The 21,417-nt window shown below is 60.1% G+C and carries 23 protein-coding genes and 1 tRNA gene; 13 read left to right on the top strand and 11 right to left on the bottom strand.

Annotation, left to right across the window (positions count from 1 at the left end; all coding sequences use genetic code 11):
• The first annotated feature begins 168 nt into the window (after positions 1–168).
• Positions 169–366: a hypothetical protein gene (locus tag GRI89_RS09040; RefSeq protein WP_159794360.1), complete on the top strand. Its 198-nt coding sequence runs from the start codon at positions 169–171 to the stop codon at positions 364–366.
• 89 nt (positions 367–455) lie between these two features.
• On the opposite strand, the gene GRI89_RS09045 is transcribed toward GRI89_RS09040, so the two are convergent.
• The gene (locus GRI89_RS09045) at positions 456–2,366 is read right to left on the bottom strand and encodes a TIR domain-containing protein (RefSeq protein ID WP_159794362.1); all 1,911 of its coding nucleotides are present in this window, start codon (positions 2,364–2,366) and stop codon (positions 456–458) included.
• Between the two features lie 378 nt (positions 2,367–2,744).
• Between GRI89_RS09045 and GRI89_RS09050 the strand changes: the two genes are divergently transcribed.
• Complete coding sequence (locus tag GRI89_RS09050) at positions 2,745–5,429, top strand: glycoside hydrolase family 3 protein (RefSeq protein WP_201290900.1); 2,685 nt, start codon at positions 2,745–2,747, stop codon at positions 5,427–5,429.
• Between the two features lie 253 nt (positions 5,430–5,682).
• Here GRI89_RS09050 and GRI89_RS09055 read toward each other — a convergent pair whose 3' ends face one another.
• Positions 5,683–5,952: an usg protein gene (locus tag GRI89_RS09055; RefSeq protein WP_159794364.1), complete on the bottom strand. Its 270-nt coding sequence runs from the start codon at positions 5,950–5,952 to the stop codon at positions 5,683–5,685.
• Positions 5,949–6,182 (bottom strand): hypothetical protein, encoded by a 234-nt coding sequence (locus GRI89_RS09060; protein ID WP_159794400.1) that lies wholly within the window; start codon positions 6,180–6,182, stop codon positions 5,949–5,951. Before GRI89_RS09060 ends, GRI89_RS09055 begins: the two co-directional genes overlap by 4 nt.
• A gap of 264 nt (positions 6,183–6,446) precedes the next feature.
• Here GRI89_RS09060 and GRI89_RS09065 point away from each other — a divergent pair, with 264 nt between their 5' ends.
• The 5 genes from GRI89_RS09065 to GRI89_RS09085 all read left to right on the top strand — a co-directional run bounded on the left by GRI89_RS09065 (position 6,447) and on the right by GRI89_RS09085 (position 10,288).
• The gene (locus tag GRI89_RS09065; RefSeq protein WP_159794366.1) at positions 6,447–6,761 is read left to right on the top strand and encodes a co-chaperone GroES; all 315 of its coding nucleotides are present in this window, start codon (positions 6,447–6,449) and stop codon (positions 6,759–6,761) included.
• Between the two features lie 52 nt (positions 6,762–6,813).
• Positions 6,814–8,433: a chaperonin GroEL gene (groL, locus tag GRI89_RS09070; RefSeq protein ID WP_159794368.1), complete on the top strand. Its 1,620-nt coding sequence runs from the start codon at positions 6,814–6,816 to the stop codon at positions 8,431–8,433.
• A 156-nt stretch (positions 8,434–8,589) separates the two neighbouring features.
• Complete coding sequence (locus GRI89_RS09075; protein WP_159794370.1) at positions 8,590–8,781, top strand: DUF465 domain-containing protein; 192 nt, start codon at positions 8,590–8,592, stop codon at positions 8,779–8,781.
• 216 nt (positions 8,782–8,997) lie between these two features.
• Positions 8,998–9,507 (top strand): Hsp20 family protein, encoded by a 510-nt coding sequence (locus GRI89_RS09080; RefSeq protein WP_328598182.1) that lies wholly within the window; start codon positions 8,998–9,000, stop codon positions 9,505–9,507.
• A gap of 487 nt (positions 9,508–9,994) precedes the next feature.
• A complete protein-coding gene (locus GRI89_RS09085) occupies positions 9,995–10,288 on the top strand; it encodes a hypothetical protein (protein WP_159794372.1) in 294 nt (97 codons plus the stop codon).
• Here the strand turns inward: GRI89_RS09085 and GRI89_RS09090 are convergent.
• From GRI89_RS09090 to folK, 4 genes are all read right to left on the bottom strand, one after another.
• Positions 10,285–10,548, bottom strand: a complete 264-nt coding sequence (locus GRI89_RS09090) for a hypothetical protein (protein WP_159794374.1) — start codon at positions 10,546–10,548, stop codon at positions 10,285–10,287. The genes GRI89_RS09085 and GRI89_RS09090 overlap by 4 nt on opposite strands.
• Before the next feature lie 192 nt (positions 10,549–10,740).
• Entirely contained in the window at positions 10,741–10,923 is a 183-nt protein-coding gene (locus tag GRI89_RS09095) for a hypothetical protein (protein ID WP_159794376.1), read from the bottom strand.
• Between the two features lie 114 nt (positions 10,924–11,037).
• Positions 11,038–11,113: transfer RNA gene (locus GRI89_RS09100), tRNA-Lys, on the bottom strand.
• A 21-nt stretch (positions 11,114–11,134) separates the two neighbouring features.
• Complete coding sequence (folK, locus tag GRI89_RS09105; RefSeq protein WP_159794378.1) at positions 11,135–11,641, bottom strand: 2-amino-4-hydroxy-6-hydroxymethyldihydropteridine diphosphokinase; 507 nt, start codon at positions 11,639–11,641, stop codon at positions 11,135–11,137.
• A 23-nt stretch (positions 11,642–11,664) separates the two neighbouring features.
• Between folK and GRI89_RS09110 the strand changes: the two genes are divergently transcribed.
• Positions 11,665–12,318: a uracil-DNA glycosylase gene (locus GRI89_RS09110; RefSeq protein ID WP_328598183.1), complete on the top strand. Its 654-nt coding sequence runs from the start codon at positions 11,665–11,667 to the stop codon at positions 12,316–12,318.
• Here the strand turns inward: GRI89_RS09110 and aguB are convergent.
• Positions 12,315–13,166, bottom strand: a complete 852-nt coding sequence (gene aguB / locus GRI89_RS09115) for an N-carbamoylputrescine amidase (protein WP_159794380.1) — start codon at positions 13,164–13,166, stop codon at positions 12,315–12,317. The genes GRI89_RS09110 and aguB overlap by 4 nt on opposite strands.
• 49 nt (positions 13,167–13,215) lie before the next feature.
• A complete protein-coding gene (locus tag GRI89_RS09120; RefSeq protein WP_159794382.1) occupies positions 13,216–14,043 on the bottom strand; it encodes a class I SAM-dependent methyltransferase in 828 nt (275 codons plus the stop codon).
• Between the two features lie 94 nt (positions 14,044–14,137).
• On the opposite strand from GRI89_RS09120, the gene msrA reads away from it, so the two are divergent.
• A complete protein-coding gene (gene msrA, locus GRI89_RS09125) occupies positions 14,138–14,674 on the top strand; it encodes a peptide-methionine (S)-S-oxide reductase MsrA (RefSeq protein WP_159794384.1) in 537 nt (178 codons plus the stop codon).
• Between the two features lie 440 nt (positions 14,675–15,114).
• Positions 15,115–15,921, top strand: coding sequence for a hypothetical protein (locus tag GRI89_RS09130; RefSeq protein WP_159794386.1), 807 nt, complete (start codon positions 15,115–15,117; stop codon positions 15,919–15,921).
• A 490-nt stretch (positions 15,922–16,411) separates the two neighbouring features.
• On the opposite strand, the gene GRI89_RS09135 is transcribed toward GRI89_RS09130, so the two are convergent.
• Complete coding sequence (locus GRI89_RS09135) at positions 16,412–16,933, bottom strand: hypothetical protein (RefSeq protein ID WP_159794388.1); 522 nt, start codon at positions 16,931–16,933, stop codon at positions 16,412–16,414.
• A 253-nt stretch (positions 16,934–17,186) separates the two neighbouring features.
• Between GRI89_RS09135 and GRI89_RS09140 the strand changes: the two genes are divergently transcribed.
• A complete protein-coding gene (locus GRI89_RS09140) occupies positions 17,187–18,314 on the top strand; it encodes a hypothetical protein (protein WP_159794390.1) in 1,128 nt (375 codons plus the stop codon).
• A 228-nt stretch (positions 18,315–18,542) separates the two neighbouring features.
• On the opposite strand, the gene GRI89_RS09145 is transcribed toward GRI89_RS09140, so the two are convergent.
• Entirely contained in the window at positions 18,543–19,289 is a 747-nt protein-coding gene (locus tag GRI89_RS09145; RefSeq protein ID WP_159794392.1) for a class I SAM-dependent methyltransferase, read from the bottom strand.
• Between the two features lie 171 nt (positions 19,290–19,460).
• Between GRI89_RS09145 and GRI89_RS09150 the strand changes: the two genes are divergently transcribed.
• Positions 19,461–20,576, top strand: coding sequence for a nuclear transport factor 2 family protein (locus tag GRI89_RS09150; protein ID WP_159794394.1), 1,116 nt, complete (start codon positions 19,461–19,463; stop codon positions 20,574–20,576).
• A gap of 205 nt (positions 20,577–20,781) precedes the next feature.
• A complete protein-coding gene (locus GRI89_RS09155; protein WP_159794396.1) occupies positions 20,782–21,375 on the top strand; it encodes an FxDxF family PEP-CTERM protein in 594 nt (197 codons plus the stop codon).
• Positions 21,376–21,417: the final 42 nt, after the last annotated feature.

Below are 21,417 nucleotides of genomic sequence, written 5' to 3' on the forward strand. Positions count from 1 at the left end.
GCATTGTCAGACTAACTGCACTTGGTCGATTTTGGATGAGATTGACCAGCTTCGGAAGCCCGAATTCTGGCCAAACACCTCTGATCCTAGGCGCGAAGCCAGAGACAAGGCGAGACTGACAGCAGCCCTGAGCTATGGCCAATAGGTTAAGGTGCAATTGCTCTGACAATGCCGTCGATCGTGATAACCTATCGCCGATTGCGCGATGCAGCATTGTCCGGCGGCTGGATCGGTTTCATGATTTTGGTCTTCAATTTTGGACCCGAGTGGAACGGGTTTCACCTCGGCAACTTCATCAATCTCCTGCCCGCCTTTCTCGCTCGGATTGCCCCGCCCAATTCAGAAGCGAACCAACAAGCAACTTAGGGCCGCTATTGGGTCGTTAGCGGGAGGACGGCTTGGCGCACAATGCGGACTGAAAGCTGCCAGTCCGCAAGCGACCCAATTGCGGACATTCAATTACAGGCAATCTCGGTCTCCGAAACCGGCGCGCAATAGTCGCCCCAGTCGTTATCCTCGCGCCAGATATCGACGAGCCCGATCTCGGTAACCCAGTCCTCGAATGCATCAGTCTTGCGGAGTTTGGCGAGCGCGGGCTGCCAGATCATCCAATAGGCGCCATATCCCGGCCGCTCAAACGCCAGGCGCAGGTAATTCATGGCGACATCCTGATGGTCGAACTGGCTCGCGAGCGCGGCGTGCATCGCAAGCTGCCGCCTGCCGCCCACGCCATAGGTCCGGTCGGCCCAGAGTTTGAGCTGATCGGGTGGATAGTCGGGATTCGCTACGGGATCGAAGTGGAAGTCGGGCAGGCTCTTCGTCATCGGGCCCATGTTGAACTCATCGGCGGTCTTTCTCGCTTCGGCGTAGTTGCCCGTAAACACGTTGGCCCAGAATATGCTGTCGAAATTCTGCCCCCTTATCGTTGGATCGATCCGCGCCGCTTCGTCGATCTTGCGCAACATCTCTGCATATCGGCCTTGCTGATAGTCCGATGCGAACTCGGGTGTCGTGCGGCGGTAGATCGGGTCGATCAGCGCCATCGATCGCTGGATTTCGATTGCCTGCTTGTTGCGTCCGACCTGGATTGCATAGGTCACCAGCGAGTTGCGTAGGTCGGGGTCCCTGCCCTGGTCGAGCTCTACAATCCGGCGATATTTCCCGGCGGCCGTTCGCAGATCGTCCCTGGCGATATCATACCATGCCCTGGCCGAGAGACCGTTCCACAGGTCGGGGCTGAGCTCGAGAGCCTTTGCCGATGCGTAGTCGAGTTTGGCCATTAGATCGGCGAGCCGCTCTTCGGTCCCTGCCGAGTAGATCGAGACCCCGTAAATGTAGCTGAGTTCCTCCCAGCCCTTGGCAAAATCGGGGTCGAGCGCGACCGCGCGTTCAAGGTAGGCGGTGGGGCGGCTGCGGTCGGGAATGTAGCGATAGGATCGGCCCTGGACGTAATTGGCGAAGGCCTCCGGATTGTCGGTCCCTCCATAGGCGCGCGAATTGATCCCGACGTCGAGCGAGACGCTGAGCGTATCGGCGACTGCCTTGGCGATATCCTCCTGGACGTAGAGCAAATCGTTAAGCGTGCGATCAAAATTGTCCGACCAGACGACATTCCCTGCCTTGTCCTCGAGCCGCACCGCGACCCGCAATTGCTCGCCGTCCTTGCGCACCGAGCCGTAGAGCGCATTGTCGCCCGGCGGCTCGTCCGCGCGGCCGGTCGCGACCTGGAGTTCGGGAACCCGGCGCAGGCGGATGATCAGTTCGGAGGTGATCCCGGCTGCGAGCGGTCCTTCGTCGGGATCGTTGCCGTCCGCGGTGAGCGGCATGACAACGATCCGCGCTTCTGCGGCCCGTCCACCGATCAGCGATCCGCTGAGCAGCATGATGCCCGCGATCGCGGTGAAAATCAGCGCGATTGCAGCCGCAAGAATGACCTTGCGCCGGCTTACGAACATTGAGTTGCTTGTCGCTTCGCCGGCCTCGCTCCCGAGCGTCAGCGCATCGAGCAGAGCCTTGGGCAGGTCCGCGTGGCCGTGCCTCGTCCAGTCCGCCATGTCGATCGTCTGGATCTGCCGGAAGCCCATGGGCGGCTGGCTGCCGTCGATCGTCAGCGGAATCAGTTTGCCTTGTTCGCGGCCGGCCTGTGCCTCGTCGCAGACCCAGCCGGATTCGACCGAGGTCTTCGACCACAGCACGATTACCTTGCCCGCTTTGTTGAGTTCGTCCTCGGTGACCTTGGTGAAGGATGTGCCGCCCGTCAGGTGGCTGTCCATCCAGTAGCTGACGCCTCTTGCCTCGAGAGCGCCCGCCAGTCGCTCGGCAATTGGCCGGTCGTTGCGCGAATAGGAGATGAAGACATCGGACAATCCGCTTCCCCCTCGATCAGGGATTATTCTTCAAGCGGGACGCAATGACAACCTAACTCTGCCCATGTCCGCTTTCCACCCAAGTTCGCGACCTCAACGCCGAGCTGGCAGAGCGCCAAGGGCAGACCAGCCGCTAACGGCCCAGTTCCAGACCTGCCGCTTCATGCGTCGCGGATGGCGGCCATTGGGCTGTTTTCAGACCGGCAGCTGTGCGTCGCGAGACGCTGGAAGGCTGCCAATCTGGTACCGCCCCAACCCGCCGCAAATCCGGGTAATGGTAGCGCTACCTATTGACCCTCTTGATACCCCAATGCACTGTCCCTTTGGAGAGAGATCGGTGGAAATTTCATCCAGCCGGTTTGTGGAGAGAGAGACCCCGTGAAGAATTGTCCCATCCGTATTGCCGCGTCCGTCCTCCTTCCGCTGGCAGCGCTTACGCCCGCCAGTGCTTCTCCCGCTGGGCAGCAGCAGGCGGCCTCCGCGCCTGCGCCGTCGGAAAAGCCCATCTATCTGGACACGTCGCTCGAATTCGAAACGCGTGCAAAGGATCTCGTTTCGCGCATGACGCTGGAGGAGAAGGCGCACCAGGCGGGACATACCGCTCCGGCAGTTCCGCGGCTCGGGATTCCTGCCTACAACTGGTGGAACGAGGGGCTTCACGGCGTTGCCCGCGCCGGCGTCGCTACCGTCTTCCCGCAAGCGATAGGCATGGCGGCAACCTGGGATACCGATCGGATGCACGAAAGCGCGACGATCATCTCCGACGAGTTCCGCGCCAAATATCTTGAAACCCTGCAGCCCGATGGCTCCAGCGGATTCTACCAAGGCCTCACCGTGTGGTCTCCGAACATCAACATCTTTCGCGATCCGCGCTGGGGCCGCGGGCAGGAAACCTACGGCGAAGATCCCTTGCTGACCGGCGAGATTGCCAAGGCGTTCATCTCGGGCCTCCAGGGCAACGACCCGAAGTACTACAAGACCATCGCCACCTCGAAGCACTATGCGGTCCACAGCGGGCCGGAGCAGGGGCGTCACCAGCAGGACTTCTACCCCACTCCCAAGGATCTGGAGGAAACTTATCTCCCGGCGTTCCGCACCACAGTGCGTGACGGCAAGGTCGGATCGATCATGTGCGCTTACAACGCGCTCTACGGCGTGCCGGCCTGCGCCAGCCAGTTCCTGATGGAAGAAAAGCTCCGCAAGCAGTGGGGCTTTGATGGCTACGTCGTCACCGACTGCGGCAGTGCAGCCAACATCTATCGCGAAGATGCGCTGGCTTACGAGACCGACCGTGTGAACGGTGTCGCACTCGGCTTCATCGCGGGCATGGACGTGATCTGCGGCGACTACCGCAACAACCTGACGACCGAGCCCGAACAGATCATCGAAGCCGTCCAGCGCGGAGTTCTCCCCGCGGAAATTCTCGATCGCGCGCTGGTGCGCCTTTTCACCGCGCGGATGAAACTCGGAATGTTCGATCCGTACGAAAGCCTTCCCTGGGCGGACATCACCAAGAGCGATTTCGACACGCCGGAGCATCACGCCAAATCGCTCGAAATGGCGAAGGCCTCGATGGTTCTGCTCAAGAACGAGGGCGACCTGCTGCCGCTCAAGTCGGCGCCGCGCCGCATTGCGGTGCTCGGGCCCAACGCCGACAGTTTCGACACGCTCGTTGGTAACTACTACGGTACACCGAGCGACCCGGTGACGGTGCTCGACGGCATTCGCGCGCGCTTTCCAGACAGCGAGATCGAGTACATTCAGGGCACCGGCCTCGTCGGCGCGCCAGAGGTGGACGTGGATCCTGCGGCGCTGTGCGTTGATGCGGCATGCTCGCGTCAGGGGCTCACCGCGGAGCACTTCGATAACCGCAACCTCGAGGGAACGCCTTCAGAGACGACGGTCGAGGAGCGTCCGTACGTGCAATGGCGCAGCGCTGGGCGCGAAAGTTCGATCCGCTGGACAGGCTTCCTCAAGGCACCGGAAAGCGGGACCTATAACTTCCGCTTTGCGTCCGAGAACGGCTACCGCGTGTACGTGGACGGCAAACCCGTTGTTGAGGAATGGGGAGTGGGCGACGCGCCTTCGATCCTGTCGGGCAGCACGACCCTCGAAGCCGGCAAGGTCTATCCCATCCGGGTCGAGTCTTGGCAACGCGGTCAGCGCGGTGAGCAGTGGCTGGTCTGGAACCGGCCCGGTGACACCGGCGAACGTGCGGTGGAAGCGGCCCGCAACGCCGACCTCGTGATCTTCGTGGGCGGGCTTTCGGCTCGCATCGAGGGTGAGGAGATGAGGGTCGAAGCCGACGGCTTCGCGGGCGGCGACCGCACGAAGATCGGTCTGCCCAAACCGCAGGAGGATCTGCTGCAGCAAGTGCACGCGATCGGAAAGCCGATGGTCCTTGTCCTCATGAACGGCAGCGCACTGGCCGTGAACTGGGCCGACGAAAACGTGTCGGCCATCGTCGAGGCCTGGTATCCGGGCGGCAGCGGTGGCCACGCGGTGGCGCAGCTACTCGCGGGCGATTACAGTCCCGCCGGACGCCTGCCGGTGACCTTCTACCACGATCTCGACGACCTGCCGGGCTTTACCGACTATTCGATGGAGAATCGCACCTACAAGTACCACAAAGGCGAAGTGCTCTATCCGTTCGGCTACGGGCTCAGCTACACCAGCTTCGCCTATTCGAACCCAAGCGCAGCAGTGAACGCAAACGGTACGGTCACCGTCACTGTCGACGTCGCCAACACCGGTGCGATGGATAGCGACGAGGTCGTCCAGCTGTACCTTTCGCGGTCCGACTTGCCCGATCAGCCGATCCGCTCCTTGGCCGGCTTCGATCGCATTCACCTTGCGAAGGGCGAGAAGCGCACTGTCACCTTCGACCTGGACGAACGCGCGCTCAGCACCGTGGATGTGCAGGGCGTGCGCGCCGTTCATCCGGGTACAGTCAATTTCTGGGTCGGCGGTGGGCAACCTGTCTCGCGCCCGGGGCTCACCCAAGCACCTGGTGCCTCGGAAAGCTTCAGATTGACCGGCGCAATACGGGTCTTACCGAAGTGAGGTCGGATCTGGTCTGATACAAAATCTAGGCCGATTGCCCCGACCACCGAAGGTTTCCATCGGCGCCAGCACGCCGGCTTTTGGGCCGTAAGCTGCCTGTCCGCTTTCGGGCCTAAAGCATAGAAAAGCCGACGTGCCGCTCATGACCCATGTGCGGTCATTCCGCTTTCGGTCTGTCCTGTGAAAAGGCTGCCGCGCGCCATAATCCTAAAGCAAACTTCCCTGTAAGCTAAACCCGGTTAACCTCGACAAATCAATCCCACGAAATCACGCCGTCCGCCGAACGCCAGTTTGCGGGTCGGATCAGCTTGTCGTGAGCGATACGGACTGACCTTATCTCCGCCCCGATCTCGCGCCGCCAATGCGCGAGGAAATCGAACAGCACCGGAAAATCCGGTGCAGCATCATATTCCTGCCAGGCATAGATCTGCAGGAGCGAGGGGTGATCGGGCATGAAATAGCAGATTTCTGCCGTGGTCAGTCCGTATCCTTCCAGCTGAACCAGGAAAGCGCGGTCGGTCATTGCAGCGTAGGCTGGCCATCTGCGCCATCGAGCGAGCGCAGTGCCGCGAACACATCGTCAACGGAAACCGGGCCTTTGAGTTCGGGAGGCTGGCGCATCGCAGAATGGTTTTCGACGGCATGCCGATCGGGCGCCCAGGATGCCAGGATGGCTCGTTTCACTTCGGGCTCAAGCGAGGGGTGATGCGCTACATCGAATGGATGCAGATACCGTGAGAAAGGTTGCGACATGAGAACATCCTCCTTTCTGTCTTGCCGCTTGTCGCTCACTGCGGATTGCTCCGCTCGGCATATTTTGGGAATCAGAATTGCGCCGTCAAGGCCCTGATATAGCCAGCGAAACACGTCTGCTGGCAGTCGCGATCGGTGAGTGCCAAAAAAAATTGCTTTGGGCCTCTTGAAGCGGTTTTCAGCAAAACTAGATCGCGAAATGCCTCCTGCCGATCATCCGGGGGAGGCGCTGTAAGTCATTTCGCTTTGTAATGGAGGTTATGCATGCATTTCCGACCTTTGCACGATCGTGTGCTGGTTCGCCGCATCGAGGCCGAAGAGAAGACGTCCGGCGGCATCATCATTCCTGACACCGCCAAGGAAAAGCCGATGGAAGGCGAAGTCATCGCCGTCGGCCCGGGTGCGCGTGACGATTCCGGGAAGCTGGTCGAACTCGCCGTCCAGGCGGGCCACCGTGTACTGTTCGGCAAGTGGTCCGGCACCGAAGTGCGGATCGATGGCGAGGATCTGCTCATCATGAAAGAGAGCGACATCCTCGGCATTATCGAAGCCACCGCCGAACTCAAGAAGGCGGCGTAAGCAACCAACCCAATCTTCAGTTCAATCGAAGGAAGAGAAAGGAGCAGGCCAGATGGCTGCGAAAGAAGTAAAATTTGCGTCTGACGCGCGTGATCGCATGCTGCGCGGCGTGGATACGCTTGCAAATGCGGTCAAGGTAACTCTCGGCCCCAAGGGGCGCAACGTGGTGATCGAGAAGAGTTTCGGTGCTCCCCGCATCACCAAGGACGGCGTTACCGTCGCCAAGGAAATCGAACTCAAGGACAAGTTCGAAAACATGGGCGCGCAGATGCTGCGCGAAGTCGCCAGCAAGCAGAACGACAAGGCGGGTGACGGTACCACCACCGCCACCGTTCTGGCTCAAGCCATCGTGCGCGAAGGTGCCAAGGCGGTTGCTGCCGGCATGAACCCAATGGACCTGAAGCGCGGTATCGACCTCGCCGTCGGCACTGTGGTCAAGGACCTCGAAAGCCATGCCAAGAAGGTGTCGGCCAACAGCGAGATCGCGCAGGTCGCAACCATTTCCGCCAATGGCGACGAAACCGTCGGCCGCATCCTTGCCGAAGCGATGGAGAAGGTCGGCAATGAAGGCGTGATCACGGTCGAGGAAGCCAAGAGCCTCGAGACAGAGCTCGAAACGGTCGAGGGCATGCAGTTCGACCGCGGCTACCTCTCGCCCTATTTCGTGACCAATGCCGAAAAGCTGAAGGTGGAACTCGAGGATCCGTACATCCTCATTCACGAGAAGAAGCTGTCGAACCTGCAGGCGCTGATCCCGCTGCTCGAACAGGTCGTGCAGTCGGGTAAGCCGTTGCTGATCATCGCCGAGGACGTCGAAGGCGAAGCCCTGGCAACCCTCGTGGTGAACAAGCTGCGCGGCGGCCTGAAGGTCGCGGCCGTCAAGGCACCGGGCTTCGGCGATCGCCGCAAAGCCATGCTGGAGGATATTGCCATCCTGACCGCCGGCAATGTGGTCAGCGAGGAACTCGGTACGAAGCTCGAGAACGTCACGATCGGCATGCTCGGCCGGGCCAAGAAGGTGATCATCGACAAGGACAACACTACCATCGTCGATGGTGCCGGCAACAACGCCGACATCGACGCCCGGGTCAGCCAGATCCGTGCCCAGATCGAGACCACGACCAGCGACTACGACCGCGAAAAGCTGCAGGAACGCGTGGCCAAGCTGGCTGGCGGCGTCGCCGTCATCCGCGTTGGCGGTGCGACAGAGGTCGAGGTCAAGGAGCGCAAGGACCGCGTCGACGACGCGCTGCACGCGACCCGTGCGGCCGTCGAAGAAGGCATTCTGCCGGGTGGCGGTATCGCCCTGCTGCGCGCGCTCAAGTCGCTCGAAGGCCTCAAGGCCGCCAATGACGATCAGCAGTCGGGTATCGACATCGTGCGTCGCGCCTTGCGCGCACCGGCTCGCCAGATCGCTGAGAACGCGGGCGAAGACGGTGCTTATATCGTCGGCAAGCTGCTCGAAGGCGACGACTACAACCATGGCTTCAACGCCGCGACCGGCGAATATGAAGACCTGGTGAAGTCGGGTGTCATCGATCCGGCAAAGGTTGTCCGCACAGCGCTGCAGGATGCGGCTTCGGTCGCCTCGCTGCTGATCACCACCGAGGCGCTTGTGGCCGAACTGCCGAAGGAAGACACGCCAGCACCGATGCCGGCGATGGACTTCTAACTAGGTGAGGAGAGCGCGGATCTTGTTCCGCGCTCTCCAATCCTCGCAAACTACCCGGCCAGTGATGCCCGTTCGGCACCTGCTCACGTTGGCTGAATTCGGACAGGTTCCGAGCGGAACTTCACGGATCAATCGGTCGAATGAGAGGAGGAGAACATGACCGACAGGTACCTTGCGTATCTTTCACGCGAACATGCGCGTCTGGATGACGAAATCCGGCTGGAAAGCAGGCGACCCAGGCCAGACGAAGTTCTGATTGCCCGCCTGAAGAAGCTCAAACTGGCGCTCAAGGACCAGATGCAAACCTGCGTTTCCAATCACGCGAGAAGCGATCGGCTGACCGCGTAACAACGGGTTAGGTCCTACCATTTTGTCTCTTGGAAGAAGGCCGGGAGTACCTGTACCGGTGCGCCTGGTCTTCTCTCTCAAAGTACTGAAATTGCGAGGACAAAATTATCATCAGGTCTTGAAACCAATAGCGTATTTCCTAGTTTTCTGAGTGCCGGATGCCAAAACGGGTCCGGTTGGACAGAGGGCGTCGGCTCTTGGTTCCCGGCGCCTCTCATGCCCAGATTGCTCAACAAGGAGGATTTGGAAATGAGAACTGCATTTGATTTGACCCCCTATCGCCGTTCGACGGTCGGCTTCGACCGGCTCTTTGACGCAATTGAAAGCAGCTTCCGCGCCGAGACGCAGGACAGCTACCCACCGTTCGACATCGTCCGCACTGGAGAGGACAGCTACCGGATCACTCTTGCGGTCGCCGGCTTCCGTCCTGACGAAATCGACATCACTGCACAGCGGAACCAGCTCGTCATCTCCGGTCAGAAAACCGAGAAGGACGAGGAAGGCGTCGAATTCGTGCACCGCGGCATCGCTGCCCGCGCGTTCGAGCGCCGGTTCCAACTGGCCGACTATGTCGAAGTGCGCGATGCGAACTACGAGCACGGCATGTTGACGATCTCGCTCCAGCGGATCGTTCCTGAGTCCCTCAAGCCGCGCAAGATCGCCATCGGAAGCCGCGAGTATGTCAACGATGACACGCCGCAACTGACTGAAGACAAAGCGGCTTAAGCCACATTGGTTGGCGAGTATCAAGTGGGGTGGGTGCGAAGGCACCTACCCCACCTTGTTTTTGAGCGAGATGATCATCGCTGCTACGCGGCCGCCACGTAAACGAACGACAGCTTTCGGGTCGCGGCGGCGTCACGATGGACGACCGAGATTAAACCTGACATTAGCGGCCGTAGCTGCAGCGCGTCTGAGCCGGGGAACGGGATCTCGCGTCTACAACGTGGAATTGGCGGCTCAAAACGCCCTCATTTGTCATCGGGATTTTCTTGAACCGGGGACCGGCCGCCGCGTCGACAGGCGTGTCGAAACCGATCTCATCGAGAGAGGCCGGGCAGATTGCCATGACGCGCTAGTGTCGACCTACAGCGGAGGTGCAATTTTCTAATGCATCGTGCTCGAGAAGAAGATCATCAGGCGGCGGGATGATGACATTGGGAGGCTAAACCCAGGGACGCCGTCGAAGGCGGCCTAAACTCTCACGCTCCATATGGTCGAGGGGCTCCAGGGCCCCGACTATGCCCCGGAATGCGCCCCGATGTTTGCCAGTCGCAAAGAGGTGCACCGCATCGGGGAGCCGCGCACTGCCCTCATGGACGCTACCAATCCGACCTATTGCGAGCGCTGGATCTGGCCGCGCATGAACTTCGACATTCTGAAGTTCGCTCAGATCGACTGCCTGGTCGACCCACGCGACGGAAGCGCCTTGGTCATCGATCCGGCAAAGATTGTACCGCTCAATCGGAAGATGCTGCGGGAGTTGCGCGCGAGGGCGCGTGGCTAATCAGCATCTGGCTTAGCGCCAAGGTTTTCCAGCGAATCATAAATTTGGTTCGCCATAAGGACGTACGCAGCGTCCGAGTCTTCATCGAAAAATTTGGATTCCTGCCCTTGGGCTCGGCACTTCAAGTTCAGAAGTTCCCTAACTTCTGCGACTTCATTTTCGTCCAAGGACCGCATGGCGTCCGCCTCGAAACATTCAGCCAATTTCATCCCATGGGATTGCACCTCCAGCATCTTCGCACGGGTTTTTTCCGGCCACATTGGCATCGCTCTCTGAACACTCGCGCCAAATGTGAGCTTCGCCGCAACAATTGGCTCAACACTATTCGCAATTCCTCAAGACTGGATGCGTCAGCTCGGTTGACCACAGAAGGCTCTTCGATGTCGAATGGAAGGCGATTGCGGATTTCGTAGAGTTCTGATCTGAAGTCGGCCAGCGCTTGGGCGAAATCATCATAGGTATCGCGTCGGCTCTCGTACTCGATCTGTTGCGCGGTGAGTTCTTGCGTTTGCTGCAATGAAGTTGCCGCAATTCTGCGCGGAATAAATTGTAAAGATTGCCGCAACCACGATCGCAACCAATTCCACAAGACGATCGAGGGTCATGTCAGCGAAACTACGCTTCTTGGTGGCCATGATTCCCCCCTTTTTCGGGAGAGTGTGCACTGCAACTTAGCCCGAGGCAACAGGCCCTCAGGTGCTTATTCCTTGTGCACCTGTGCCGTGATTGTCGCCTAACTTATTGAAAAGTGGTGAGCCCTGCTGGGTTCGAACCAGCGACCTACTGATTAAAAGTCAGTTGCTCTACCGACTGAGCTAAGGGCCCAAGAGTTACACTCTTCGGCGGTCACCTAGGGAGCGTCCGGGTGTGGGTCAAGCGGGCGTGAAGCTGGCTGATGGAGAGGCCCGTCACGGGATCGCGCCAGTCGGGCGCAATCCGAACCGCCGGGGCAAGGACGAACGATCTCTCGCGAAACAGCGGGTGGGGAACGACGAGGTCGCTCGCGCCGAAGCAGCCGCCGCTCCACAGCACGATGTCGATATCGAGGACCCGGGCCCGCCAGCGCTGCCCGCCGCTGCGCCGGCCGAAGTCGCGCTCGATGCACTTGAGCAGGGCAAGCAAGGCGGGCGGGTCGAGGTCGGTTTCGATGACGGCGGCGGAGTTGGCATAGCGGCGGATCGACGGGCCGACCGGCGCGGTTTCGACCGGCGTGGCGCTGGCGAGGACCTCGACGCCTTCCGCCTGCAGCCGCTGAAGCGCCGCCGCGAGCACCCTGCGCGGGCTGCCGTGGCGGACGTGGCGGACATTCGAGCCGAGGGCGATCAGGTAGCGATAGGCGGTTGCGGCGGGCATCGCGACTGGCTTACCCGGCGACCGTGCCCGTGCAAACGCCTCTTTCCGCCAGCGAGCCGCCGCACGACTGCCGCCGCTGCCGCCGTCTTGTGCGACTGCGCGAGACGCTGCGGGCCGAGGAGCCGGACTGGTGGAACGCGCCGGTTCCGGCATGGGGCGATCCCGAGGCATGGCTGGCGATCGTCGGCCTCGCGCCCGGGCGCCGCGGCGCCAACCGGACTGGTCGCCCGTTTACCGGCGACGGCGCGGGCTACCTGCTGTTTGCCGCGCTGGCCGATGCCGGGCTGGCGCGCGGGACCTATCGCGGCGAACCGGGCGACGGGCTGGTTCTCGAGGGCGCAATGATCCTCAACGCGGTGAAATGCCTGCCGCCGAGCAACAAGCCGACACGGGACGAGTTCCAGCGCTGTAGCCCCTACCTTTCGAAGCAACTGGCCGCCCTGCCATCGCTTGAGGTCGTGCTCGCCATCGGCAAGGACGCGCACGAGGCCGTGCTACGGCATCACCGGCTAGCGTTGGCGCGCCACCCCTTCGCCCATAGCGCGGTCCATCACCTGCCCGACGGGACCACCTTGCTCGATAGCCTCCACTGCAGCCGCTACAACGTGAACACCGGACGGCTGACGGCGGAGATGTTCGCAGGCGTCTTCCGGCAGGCGCTGGCGCTACGGCGCTAGATATCCTTGCAGATCCGCCCGTAGAGCTGGGGTCGCCGATCGCGGAAGAAGCCCCAGCTGGCGCGGTGCTTGCGACCGGTTTCGAGGTCGAGCGTGCTGACCAGCACCCCGGTCTCGTCGCAGCCGAATTCCTCGAGGTAGTCGCCCCATTCGTCGGAGATGAAGCTGTGGCCGTAGAAGCTCTGGCCGTGCTCGGGCCCGATGCGGTTGGCGGCGACCACCGGCATGCAGTTGGAAACCGCGTGGCCGATCATCGCCCGTCGCCACATCCGGCTGGTGTCCATTTCGGCGTCTTTCGGCTCGCTGCCGATGGCGGTCGGGTAGAACAGCACCTGCGCCCCCATCAGCGCGAGGCAGCGGGCGGTTTCGGGGTACCACTGGTCCCAGCAGATGCCGACGCCGATGCACGCGCCGAAGACATCCCAGACCTTGAACCCATCGTTGCCCGGGCGGAAATAGAACTTCTCCTCGTAGCCCGGGCCGTCGGGGATGTGGCTCTTGCGATAGGTGCCCATGATCTCGCCGTCGGGGCCGATCATCGCCATGGTGTTGTAGTAGTGGTGCCCGTCGCGCTCGAAGAAGCTGGTCGGGATCGCCACGCCGAGACCCTTCGCCAGCGCCTGCATCGCCACTACCGAGGGATGCTCGGCGGTCGGCCTGGCCAGCGCGAACAGCGCATCGTCCTCGACCGCGCAGAAATAGGGGCCGGAGAACAGCTCGGGCGGCAGGATCACCCGCGCGCCCGCGGCGGCGGCTTCCTCCACCAGCGCGGAGACGGCGGCGATGTTCTCGCCCTCGTCGGCGGAACCCAGCGCGAGTTGCAATGCTGCGACGGTAAGCTTGGTCATGCGCCGCTATCTAATGCCCCCGGCGCTGCGCACAAGCGAACTCGGCAGGTCAGGCACGCTTGCGGAAGAGCAGCGTCATGCGGTCGCTTTCGCCGATCGCGCTGCGCCGCGCCTTTTCAGCTTCGGTGGTCGCGCCACGCATTCCCGGCGGCAGTGACCAGACCCCGCCTTCCCAGTCCGCCGGGTCGTTCGGGTTGGCATTGATCTCGCTCTTCTCGACGAGGTCGAAGCCATAGCTGTCGAAGATCGCGATAATGTCCTTTTCGCGCTGGTAGCCCTTGTCGCCCAGAGTCTCGGCGGCGGGCGCATCGGCGCGAGCGCGATGCTGGACCACGCCGACCATTCCGTCGGCCTTGAGGAGCTTGCGGAAGGCCAGCATCGAATCGTGCAGCCACCCCGACCGGCGCATGTTGTGCATCTCGCGGAAGACGAGCACGCGGTCGGCCGTGCCTTCCAGTTCGGACGGAACGGTATCGGTGTTCGCGCCGAGCACCCGAGCACCCTCACCGCCGACCCACTTGCGCGCATCATCCGGGATCCGCGTGGCCGCGTTGCGGTACATGTCCCAGTAGCCGGTCATGCGCGGATGGAGATCGGGATTGAGCCCTAGGTAAGTGCCCGATTCACCGAGGTAAGGGATGATGACCCGCGAGTACCAGCCGTCTGCCGGCATGTAATCGACCACCGTCATCCCCGGTTCGACGCGGAAGAAGGCGAGAGTCTCGGCCGGATTGCGCCACTCATCGCGGGCGCGATCGTCCGCTCGGCGATCGTGCGCCAGCACCTGGGCCAGTGCGGCCGTGTCCGCCGCCGCGGGCGAGGTGGCAAGCGGAGCGGCCAATGCCAACAGCGTCGCGGCAAGGAATGTGCGTCTCATCGGGATTCTCCTCAGGCCGGACAGACTATCCTCTGTTCCTACGATGACAAGCGCGGGCACAATTCCTACTTCTGTGCACTCGAAGGAGATTCCCATGAGCGAGACGGCGATTGTTGCGGGCGGTTGTTTCTGGTGCACCGAGGCGGTGTTCCGCGACGTGATCGGGGTGAGCCAGGTCGAAAGCGGCTACACCGGCGGAACGGTGTCCGACCCGACCTACAAGCAGGTCTGCAGCGGCGACACCGGCCATGCCGAGGCAATCCGCGTGACCTTCGATCCCGCCACGATCTCGCTGGCCGAAATCTACGACGTCTTCCTCGGCACCCACGACCCGACCCAGCTCAACCGCCAGGGCAACGACGTGGGCACCCAGTACCGCAGCGCGATCTTCCCGCTCAACGACGAGCAAAAGACCGAAGCCGAAGCCGCCATCGCCCGCTGGAACGACGACCATCCCGGCCAGCAGGCGGTCACCACCATCGAACCGCTTGGCCCATGGTACCCGGCCGAGGACTACCACCGGGAATACTGGGAGGGCGAAGGCCAGCGGAACCCCTACTGCCTTGCTGTAATCCCGCCCAAGCTGCTCAAGCTGCGCAAGAGCTTTGCCAACAGGGTGAAGGCCAGTTGATCGCACGGAAAGGAGCTCTTGGTCTGACGAGGACTTGCCTTCGATTGGCTCGGCTGTTCCTTACTCCGGCACGTCTCAGGCCAAGAGCGATGGGCACTCGAGCAGCGCGGCCAAGCGGCAGGCTTGTAGGTCTCTTGGTCGGCGAGGTGGTGTTTTGTGTTTAAGTGACCGTGGGCTTTGGCGTGGACTGAGGCGAACTTCTGTAGCGACTTCATTCACCCGAACCTCATCATAGTCCATGGCGGCGAGAATGCATTTGAACAGAATATACCTCCCTTCAGGTTAACCCCAATATGGCACAGCCCTGCTCGGTCCGATTGCGCGTGCGTGAATTTTGGGTCGGAAGTGTGTCTGGTAGTCAGAACGACAGCGTCGATTCCGAGATATTGCGATTGCAGTGTTAACGGCTCTTCCGCTGTTGAGATCGTGACGGAGGCAAAATGATGGACGAATTGGAACAGGGCAAATGCATGCGTAAAGAACGGCGCCGTGGGTTCCGTGCCCCGCTGAAATTGAAGATCTCAATCAGCGACTGCGGCATCGATCCGCAACAAGTCCTGCTGACAGATATTTCACCCTTTGGTTGCACCATTGCAGATGGCATTCTGGCTCAAGTGCCGCAGGCCATAAGCGTCGAATTGCCAGGTCTTGACAGCCAACCTGCCACGATACGTTGGGTACAGCGAAATGGCGCTGGCATAGCGTTTGATCGGCCTCTTCATCCCTCGGTAGTCGCCTATTTCTTGAATTCTGGTCACGCCAACGTCGAAGCCAGACCGGGTCAGAGACTGCCGGCGAACCGAGCGTCCGAATCTTCAAAATCTAGGAAAGAGCAAATACTTGCAGGTCAGGCAGAGCCGTTTATGCGAATTCTCGCAAAGAAACAAACTCAATCAAGGTGCAGATCGCTGCAGGGGCTCATAAGGCGTCACACTTCTCGCTTGGCAGATCACCGCTTGGAAAGGCGGTATCCTCCAATAATTGGTAAAGAGGATAGTGTGTCGGTGGGAGGAGAGACCGCAAAAGTCGTTAATGTCTCCCCAAGCGGCTTGCAGGTCGAGTTGGGAACCGTCAACGATATCGGCAGCACGTTGCTGGTAGTATTCGAGGGGTTTGCATGCATCGCGGCGCAAGTTGTCTGGGCTGGCAGAGGTCAAGTTGGCTTGGCTTTGCCGCAAGATTCCATAGACTTGTATGAGATTTTCGATCACGAACCCAAACACGAGTTATTGAATGGAACTCTGTAAAAGTCCGCAATTGGATGGACGGCGGTTGCACAGTTCTTCTAGTAAGTCGCAAACGATTCTTGCACATTTTCTACGTTGCAAACGTATTCATCTGCTCCAAGCAACAAATGCGGAGACCATGAGAGTGGCACCGGCAACAATCGTATGAGTGGAAACACCACCAGATGCCGATTTGACTGATTCAGAGTGCATAGAGAAGTGATTGCCGTGTGTTCGCCCGACAACAACTATTCAATCGGAGCAACTAGACTGCCGCACGAGCGATGACGCGTCTGTGAAATAGGGACCATTTTGAGAAAATTGGTATGGTAGCGCCCGCACCCGGGACACGTTCGAAGTGCGAAGCTGCCACGGTCATTCCGTCAAAGCTAATGAAGCCAGCGAACCAGATGCTATATGCCGAGGTGGCGACGCGGCTCCGCCAACTTGTGTTGGCGGTCGTCACAGCGATAATGTAGGCTGCGGTTCTTCCGATTGGTTCTTCAGTCGACTAGCAAACGAGCTTGCTGGCGATTAGGAAGCGCAGCACGACCAGCGCTATGTCGAGCAGAGTGACCGTTCGACGCTTGCCGTTCCAGCTGCAGCCTCCGTGCAAAGCAACGCTTCTGTTATTCGCACATTTAATGAGACGAGAACTGACAGTACATCCATTATCATATTGCGCAGCTGCGTCACCGCCGGGTGGTAGAATCAAGACGAGTAAGGTTTTCAGTTTGATCGCGATTTTGAGCCGATTGACCGGACTATTCCGTACTTGTGCAAGGTTGGATAACTTGACCCAGCGCAAGATCGATTGGGACGTTGCAGTCAGCAGCTGATCTCGTGTCAGCTCCGAACCATCGCAGCAAATCAAGAGTTCAAAGCTGATCCAAAAAAGAGAATTGGAGTTGAAATTGGCAATCTCAATCTGTTCGCAGCGGGTCGCGCTTCGGATCTCGGCTGCGGCGCTTTCGATCTTGCTTGTCTCTTGCGGAGGATCGGATGGTTCCAGTCCTCCTTTCCCGACCGCCACTCAATCGCCGGCACCCAGTGCTTCACCCACCCCAAGTCCCAGCGCGGGCGGTCCCGTCACATCGAAACTCTCGATAAACTCGGCCCAACTTGGCCAGACGATAACTGGTTGGGAGGTAACCCCCCGGTTTTGGGAATTTGACAAGTCCAATGATCGATACGACCCCACATGGCTGTCAGAGAAAGTTGAAATCACGCACGCCGTAGTCGAGCTTGGCGGTATCAATCGCGTGAGAGTCGAACTGCGGAGTGGATTGGAAAATCCCGTTGATTATTGGACTCAGTTTACGCAGAATAAAATCAGCTATAGCACTTTTCATGATCATTTATATGAAAAGATTAACGATAACGGAAATGCAAATGTCGCTAATATTGGAGGATTTCAATGGGCGGCGTTCGATTACTATATCGAAAATTTTGTCCTTCCTCTAAGAAGCGAACTCACGAAGAAGGGGCTTAGTCTTTACGTCAATCTATGCTTCGTTGACTTCAATTGGACTCCATTGAAGGGCAGCCTTTCCGTTTCTCGCAACGCGGAAGAATATGCCGAAATCATGACGCTGGGCGCGACAAGACTTCGCGACAAATACGGCCTCGCCCCTGATGCTGTCGAAATCATTCTCGAACCAGACAATGGCGATGGCTGGACAGGCTCGAATATCGGCTACGCGATAATTGCTCTCAATCGTCGGCTGGCATCTAACGGGCTCAGCCCGAAAATTATCGCGCCATCGACGTCGCGTGCATCGGTTGTGGTCAATTTCCTGAATAGTCTCGAAACTGTCCCCGGAGCCGCTGGATCAATAGATTCAGTTTCTTATCATAGATACGATGGAAAGTCCGCCGACAGCGCAATCGCGGGTATTCGACAGCGTGCCTCGGTATATGGTGCTCAAACCGCAATGCTGGAGTACGTGAGCGCTGACATCGGAAACTTCTTTACAGACATGGCATTTGGTGGCGCAAGCGCGTGGCAGGCCTATGGCGTGGTGGACGCTGCAAGTTCGAAAGACACAGCCAAGAACGGATATGTCTTGTGGCGCGGTCCTGTTGGTCAACTTGCGTTAACTCCTCAGTTTGCTCGAATCGCAGCGATCCAGCGCGAAGTTCAGTTCGGCGCGCGAGCGATCGCGACGGCGCGCCAATTGGGTAGCGATGAAATAATTGCGTTCCGCAATCCTGACGGCTCTGAGGTTATTGCCGTTTACTCTCCGAACGCATCAGTTGCCGAAATTGCCGGATTGACGCATGGGACCTATCACTTATCCATTGTCGGTGACGGTAGCAGCACCTCGAACAACACGACCGTGAATGCGGATGGAATTGGTCAAGTGCAAGTGACGGTGCCTGCTAGGGGAGTGATCGTACTGCATAGCATTTGAGTTGCGACAACCGATTCGTGCGTGAGCATACCGAATCAGACTGGCAGCTTTGCGCTCGCCCGACGGCGGCCGCGAAAAGGAAGCTCAACCAGCAAGTCAAACGGTATGTTTCGGGCTCTTGGGACGCATCACTTTTCGTTTCGGAATTGGGCCTCCAATGCGGGGATTGTTCGAACTACCGTAATTTGTCCCTCAGTGGTTGCTTTACCTCTTCACGCCCGACCTCGCTCAAGGCCGCTCGAACACATAGACGAACTGGTCGGTCTTTCCCCTGATTGCGGGATTGAACACCATCAGGTCGAGCGCGTCGTCAGGGTTGCGCAGGGTGTCGCTCTCGGCAACGAGCCTGAAGCCCGCCGCGGCGAGGTCCTGCTTGACCACGGCGGGGTCGATGCGGTGCAGCTTCTCCATCGCCTCCACGCTCGAGCCGGGCTTCCCGGTGTGGTCGATGATGACGAAACGACCGCCGGGTTTGAGCGCCTCATAGACCGCCTTGTTGAACGCCGGGACGTCCGAAGGGCCCATGAACTTGTCGTAGAGGTCGTGGTAGTTTTGGCGGAACCAGATCACGTCGGCCTTGCTCGGCAGGCTGAAGGTGTTGGCGGTGGTCGAGACCGATGTGACATTGGGGTGCTCGGGGATGGGCATCGATCCCGGAGGCGGCGTGACCTGCTTTTCTGCCGCGTCGGCTTCGGTCAGGTGCGCGGCATAGACCTTGCCGGTCGGCCCGACGGCGTCGGCGAACAGGCGGTCCCAGTAATCGCCCGGCCAGATGTCGGCGACGGTCTGGCCTTCCTTGAGATCGAGCAGGGCCAGCAGCTCGGCCGGGTGGCGCGAGGCGTCGAGAGCGCGGTCAGCCTCGGGCCGCGCCGGGTCGGCGACGATCGCGGTAACGTCGGGCGAGGCTGCGGCAGCCATGCAGGCGGTGGAGACAAGCAGGGCGGCGGCAAGGGCGGCTGGGGCAGACTTGAGCATGGGTGTCTCCTGTTCCGGCCCCGATCATACGACCCTCGGCCCGTAGTGTCACCGGGCGTGGCGCAGGAGTAATCTCTGGAGTACCAAGGTCACCGTTCGCCTCGAGCGAAGTCGAGAGGTGCTGGCGAAAGTGTCTCGACTGGGCTCGACACGAACGGGGAGGGGAACGAAATGAAGCTGGCATCAAAGATTGTCCCGATTGCTGCGTTGCTGTTCGCAGCCGCGCCCGCCACCGCGCAGGACCTGACGCTCGAACAGCGGGTCGAGCGGATCGAGGCCGAGAGCGCGATCCGCCGCGTGCTGATTGAATACGGCAAGTTCCTCGATGCCAAGGACTACCGCGCCTACGCCGGGCTATTCGCGAAGGACGGCGTGTGGCAGGGCGGGTTCGGCACCTTTACCGGCCCGACGGCGATCGAGAAGATGCTGGTCGACAACATGGGCGCGCCCGAGCCCGGTTTCGTCAACAAGGCCAACTACCACATGCTGACCAACCCGGTGATCACTATCGCCGGCGACACCGCCGAGGTGGAATCGAAGTACCTGTTCTGGACCGCCTCGACCGACAACCGCCCGACCCCGCTGCTCGCCGGGCGTTACGTTGACAAGTTCGTGCGCGAGGGCGGGCAATGGAAGATCGCCCGGCGGACGACGTGGGGGCAAATCCCGTTCCGCGATCCCAACGAGCCACCCGCCGCCGGGGGAGGGCCGGCCGCCGGCCCGGCAACAGGCTCTTTGGCGCTCTCGACCGAGCAGCGCCTGCGCAAGGCCGAAGACACGCTCGCGATCCAGCGGGTCGTAACCAACTACGCCGCCCGGCTCGATGCGCGCGACTTCGATGGTTACGCGGCCCTGTTCGCCAAGGACGGCACCTGGCAAACCGGAAACACCGTCCGCCACGGTCCTGACGAGATCAAGGCCATGCTCACCGGCCTTTTCGGCCCGACGCCCGCCGGTTTCGTCAACGCCAGTGATTATCACCTCGTCTCGAACATCGCGGTAGACGTCGACGGCGACCACGCCACCGCCCGCTCGCGCCACCTGATGGTCACCGCGCGGCGAGGGCGGCCACCCGACCCCCACCCTCGCCGGCTGGTACGAGGACGAATTCGTGCGCGAGGACGGCCAATGGAAGATCCTCCACCGCATCGACCACCCGCTGATGCCGACCGCAGAGGAGTGGCGGAAGGAGACGGCTTCACGGCGGCTTTGTTGATCTGGCTGAATGGTGAGGCTGCAATTGGGTGGAATGCGGACGATGGGGTCATCGACAACTTTGAGTCGTAGGAACAAATCAACCGTGAGTCCGTTTCTCCTACAATTGCAGATTCTTTCTACAATTGCAGAGGCATGCTCGAGAAATCGAATGTTGGAAATGCAGGGGTGACTTGCCCATCCTATTACCTGACGAATGATGCGTATTAAAGGCTTCCTTTTCTGCTATACTTGGGCCGGAGGGCACGAGTCGAAGTAGCAAATTTAGGAAAGAGCTATGAAAAGATTGGCTTCTCTTGCGGCGCTTGCAGTGAGCATTTCGTTTTGCCCCAACGCAAATGCAGCAACGGTGATTTCGTTTGACTTCGGTCCTGGAAATCCAGCAGGCACTTTCCAGTCGGGCATCGGCCCTTTGAATCAGGTTAGCTGTGATTTGGGCCCCACAGGATGCGCTGGCATTTTTACGGCTAGCGGCACGTTCGCGGCCAATCCCGGATGGCAACTCGTTGGTGCAGCCCTTACCACTGGCCCCGCGACGGCGGCTTCAAACAACATCAATTTTACTTCAGCAACCTTGAATGGAATTCCATTTGCCTTTTTCAGTCCTGATGGTGGCATTTCCGAATTCGGCACCATTCCACCCGTGATGATGCAGGCGATTAATATCCTGAATGTTGCCGGCTATACGGGCGGACGCGGGAGTTTTGCGGGCACTTTGTCGTTCGGGAAGGTTGTTCGCGAACCTGAGTTGCCAGTCCCCGAGCCAGCCACATGGACAATGATGATCGTGGGTTTCGCGGTCCTTGGTTTCGCCATGCGGCGTCGCAAGGACGCGAAAGCTGGCAGACGTATCCGGCTTTCATATACCTAAGCTCGCTGCCCGCTGAACGCGTGACCAGGGTCGCTAGCAGCT

This window comes from Croceibacterium salegens, from assembly GCF_009827435.1.
Taxonomy (GTDB): domain Bacteria; phylum Pseudomonadota; class Alphaproteobacteria; order Sphingomonadales; family Sphingomonadaceae; genus Croceibacterium_B; species Croceibacterium_B salegens.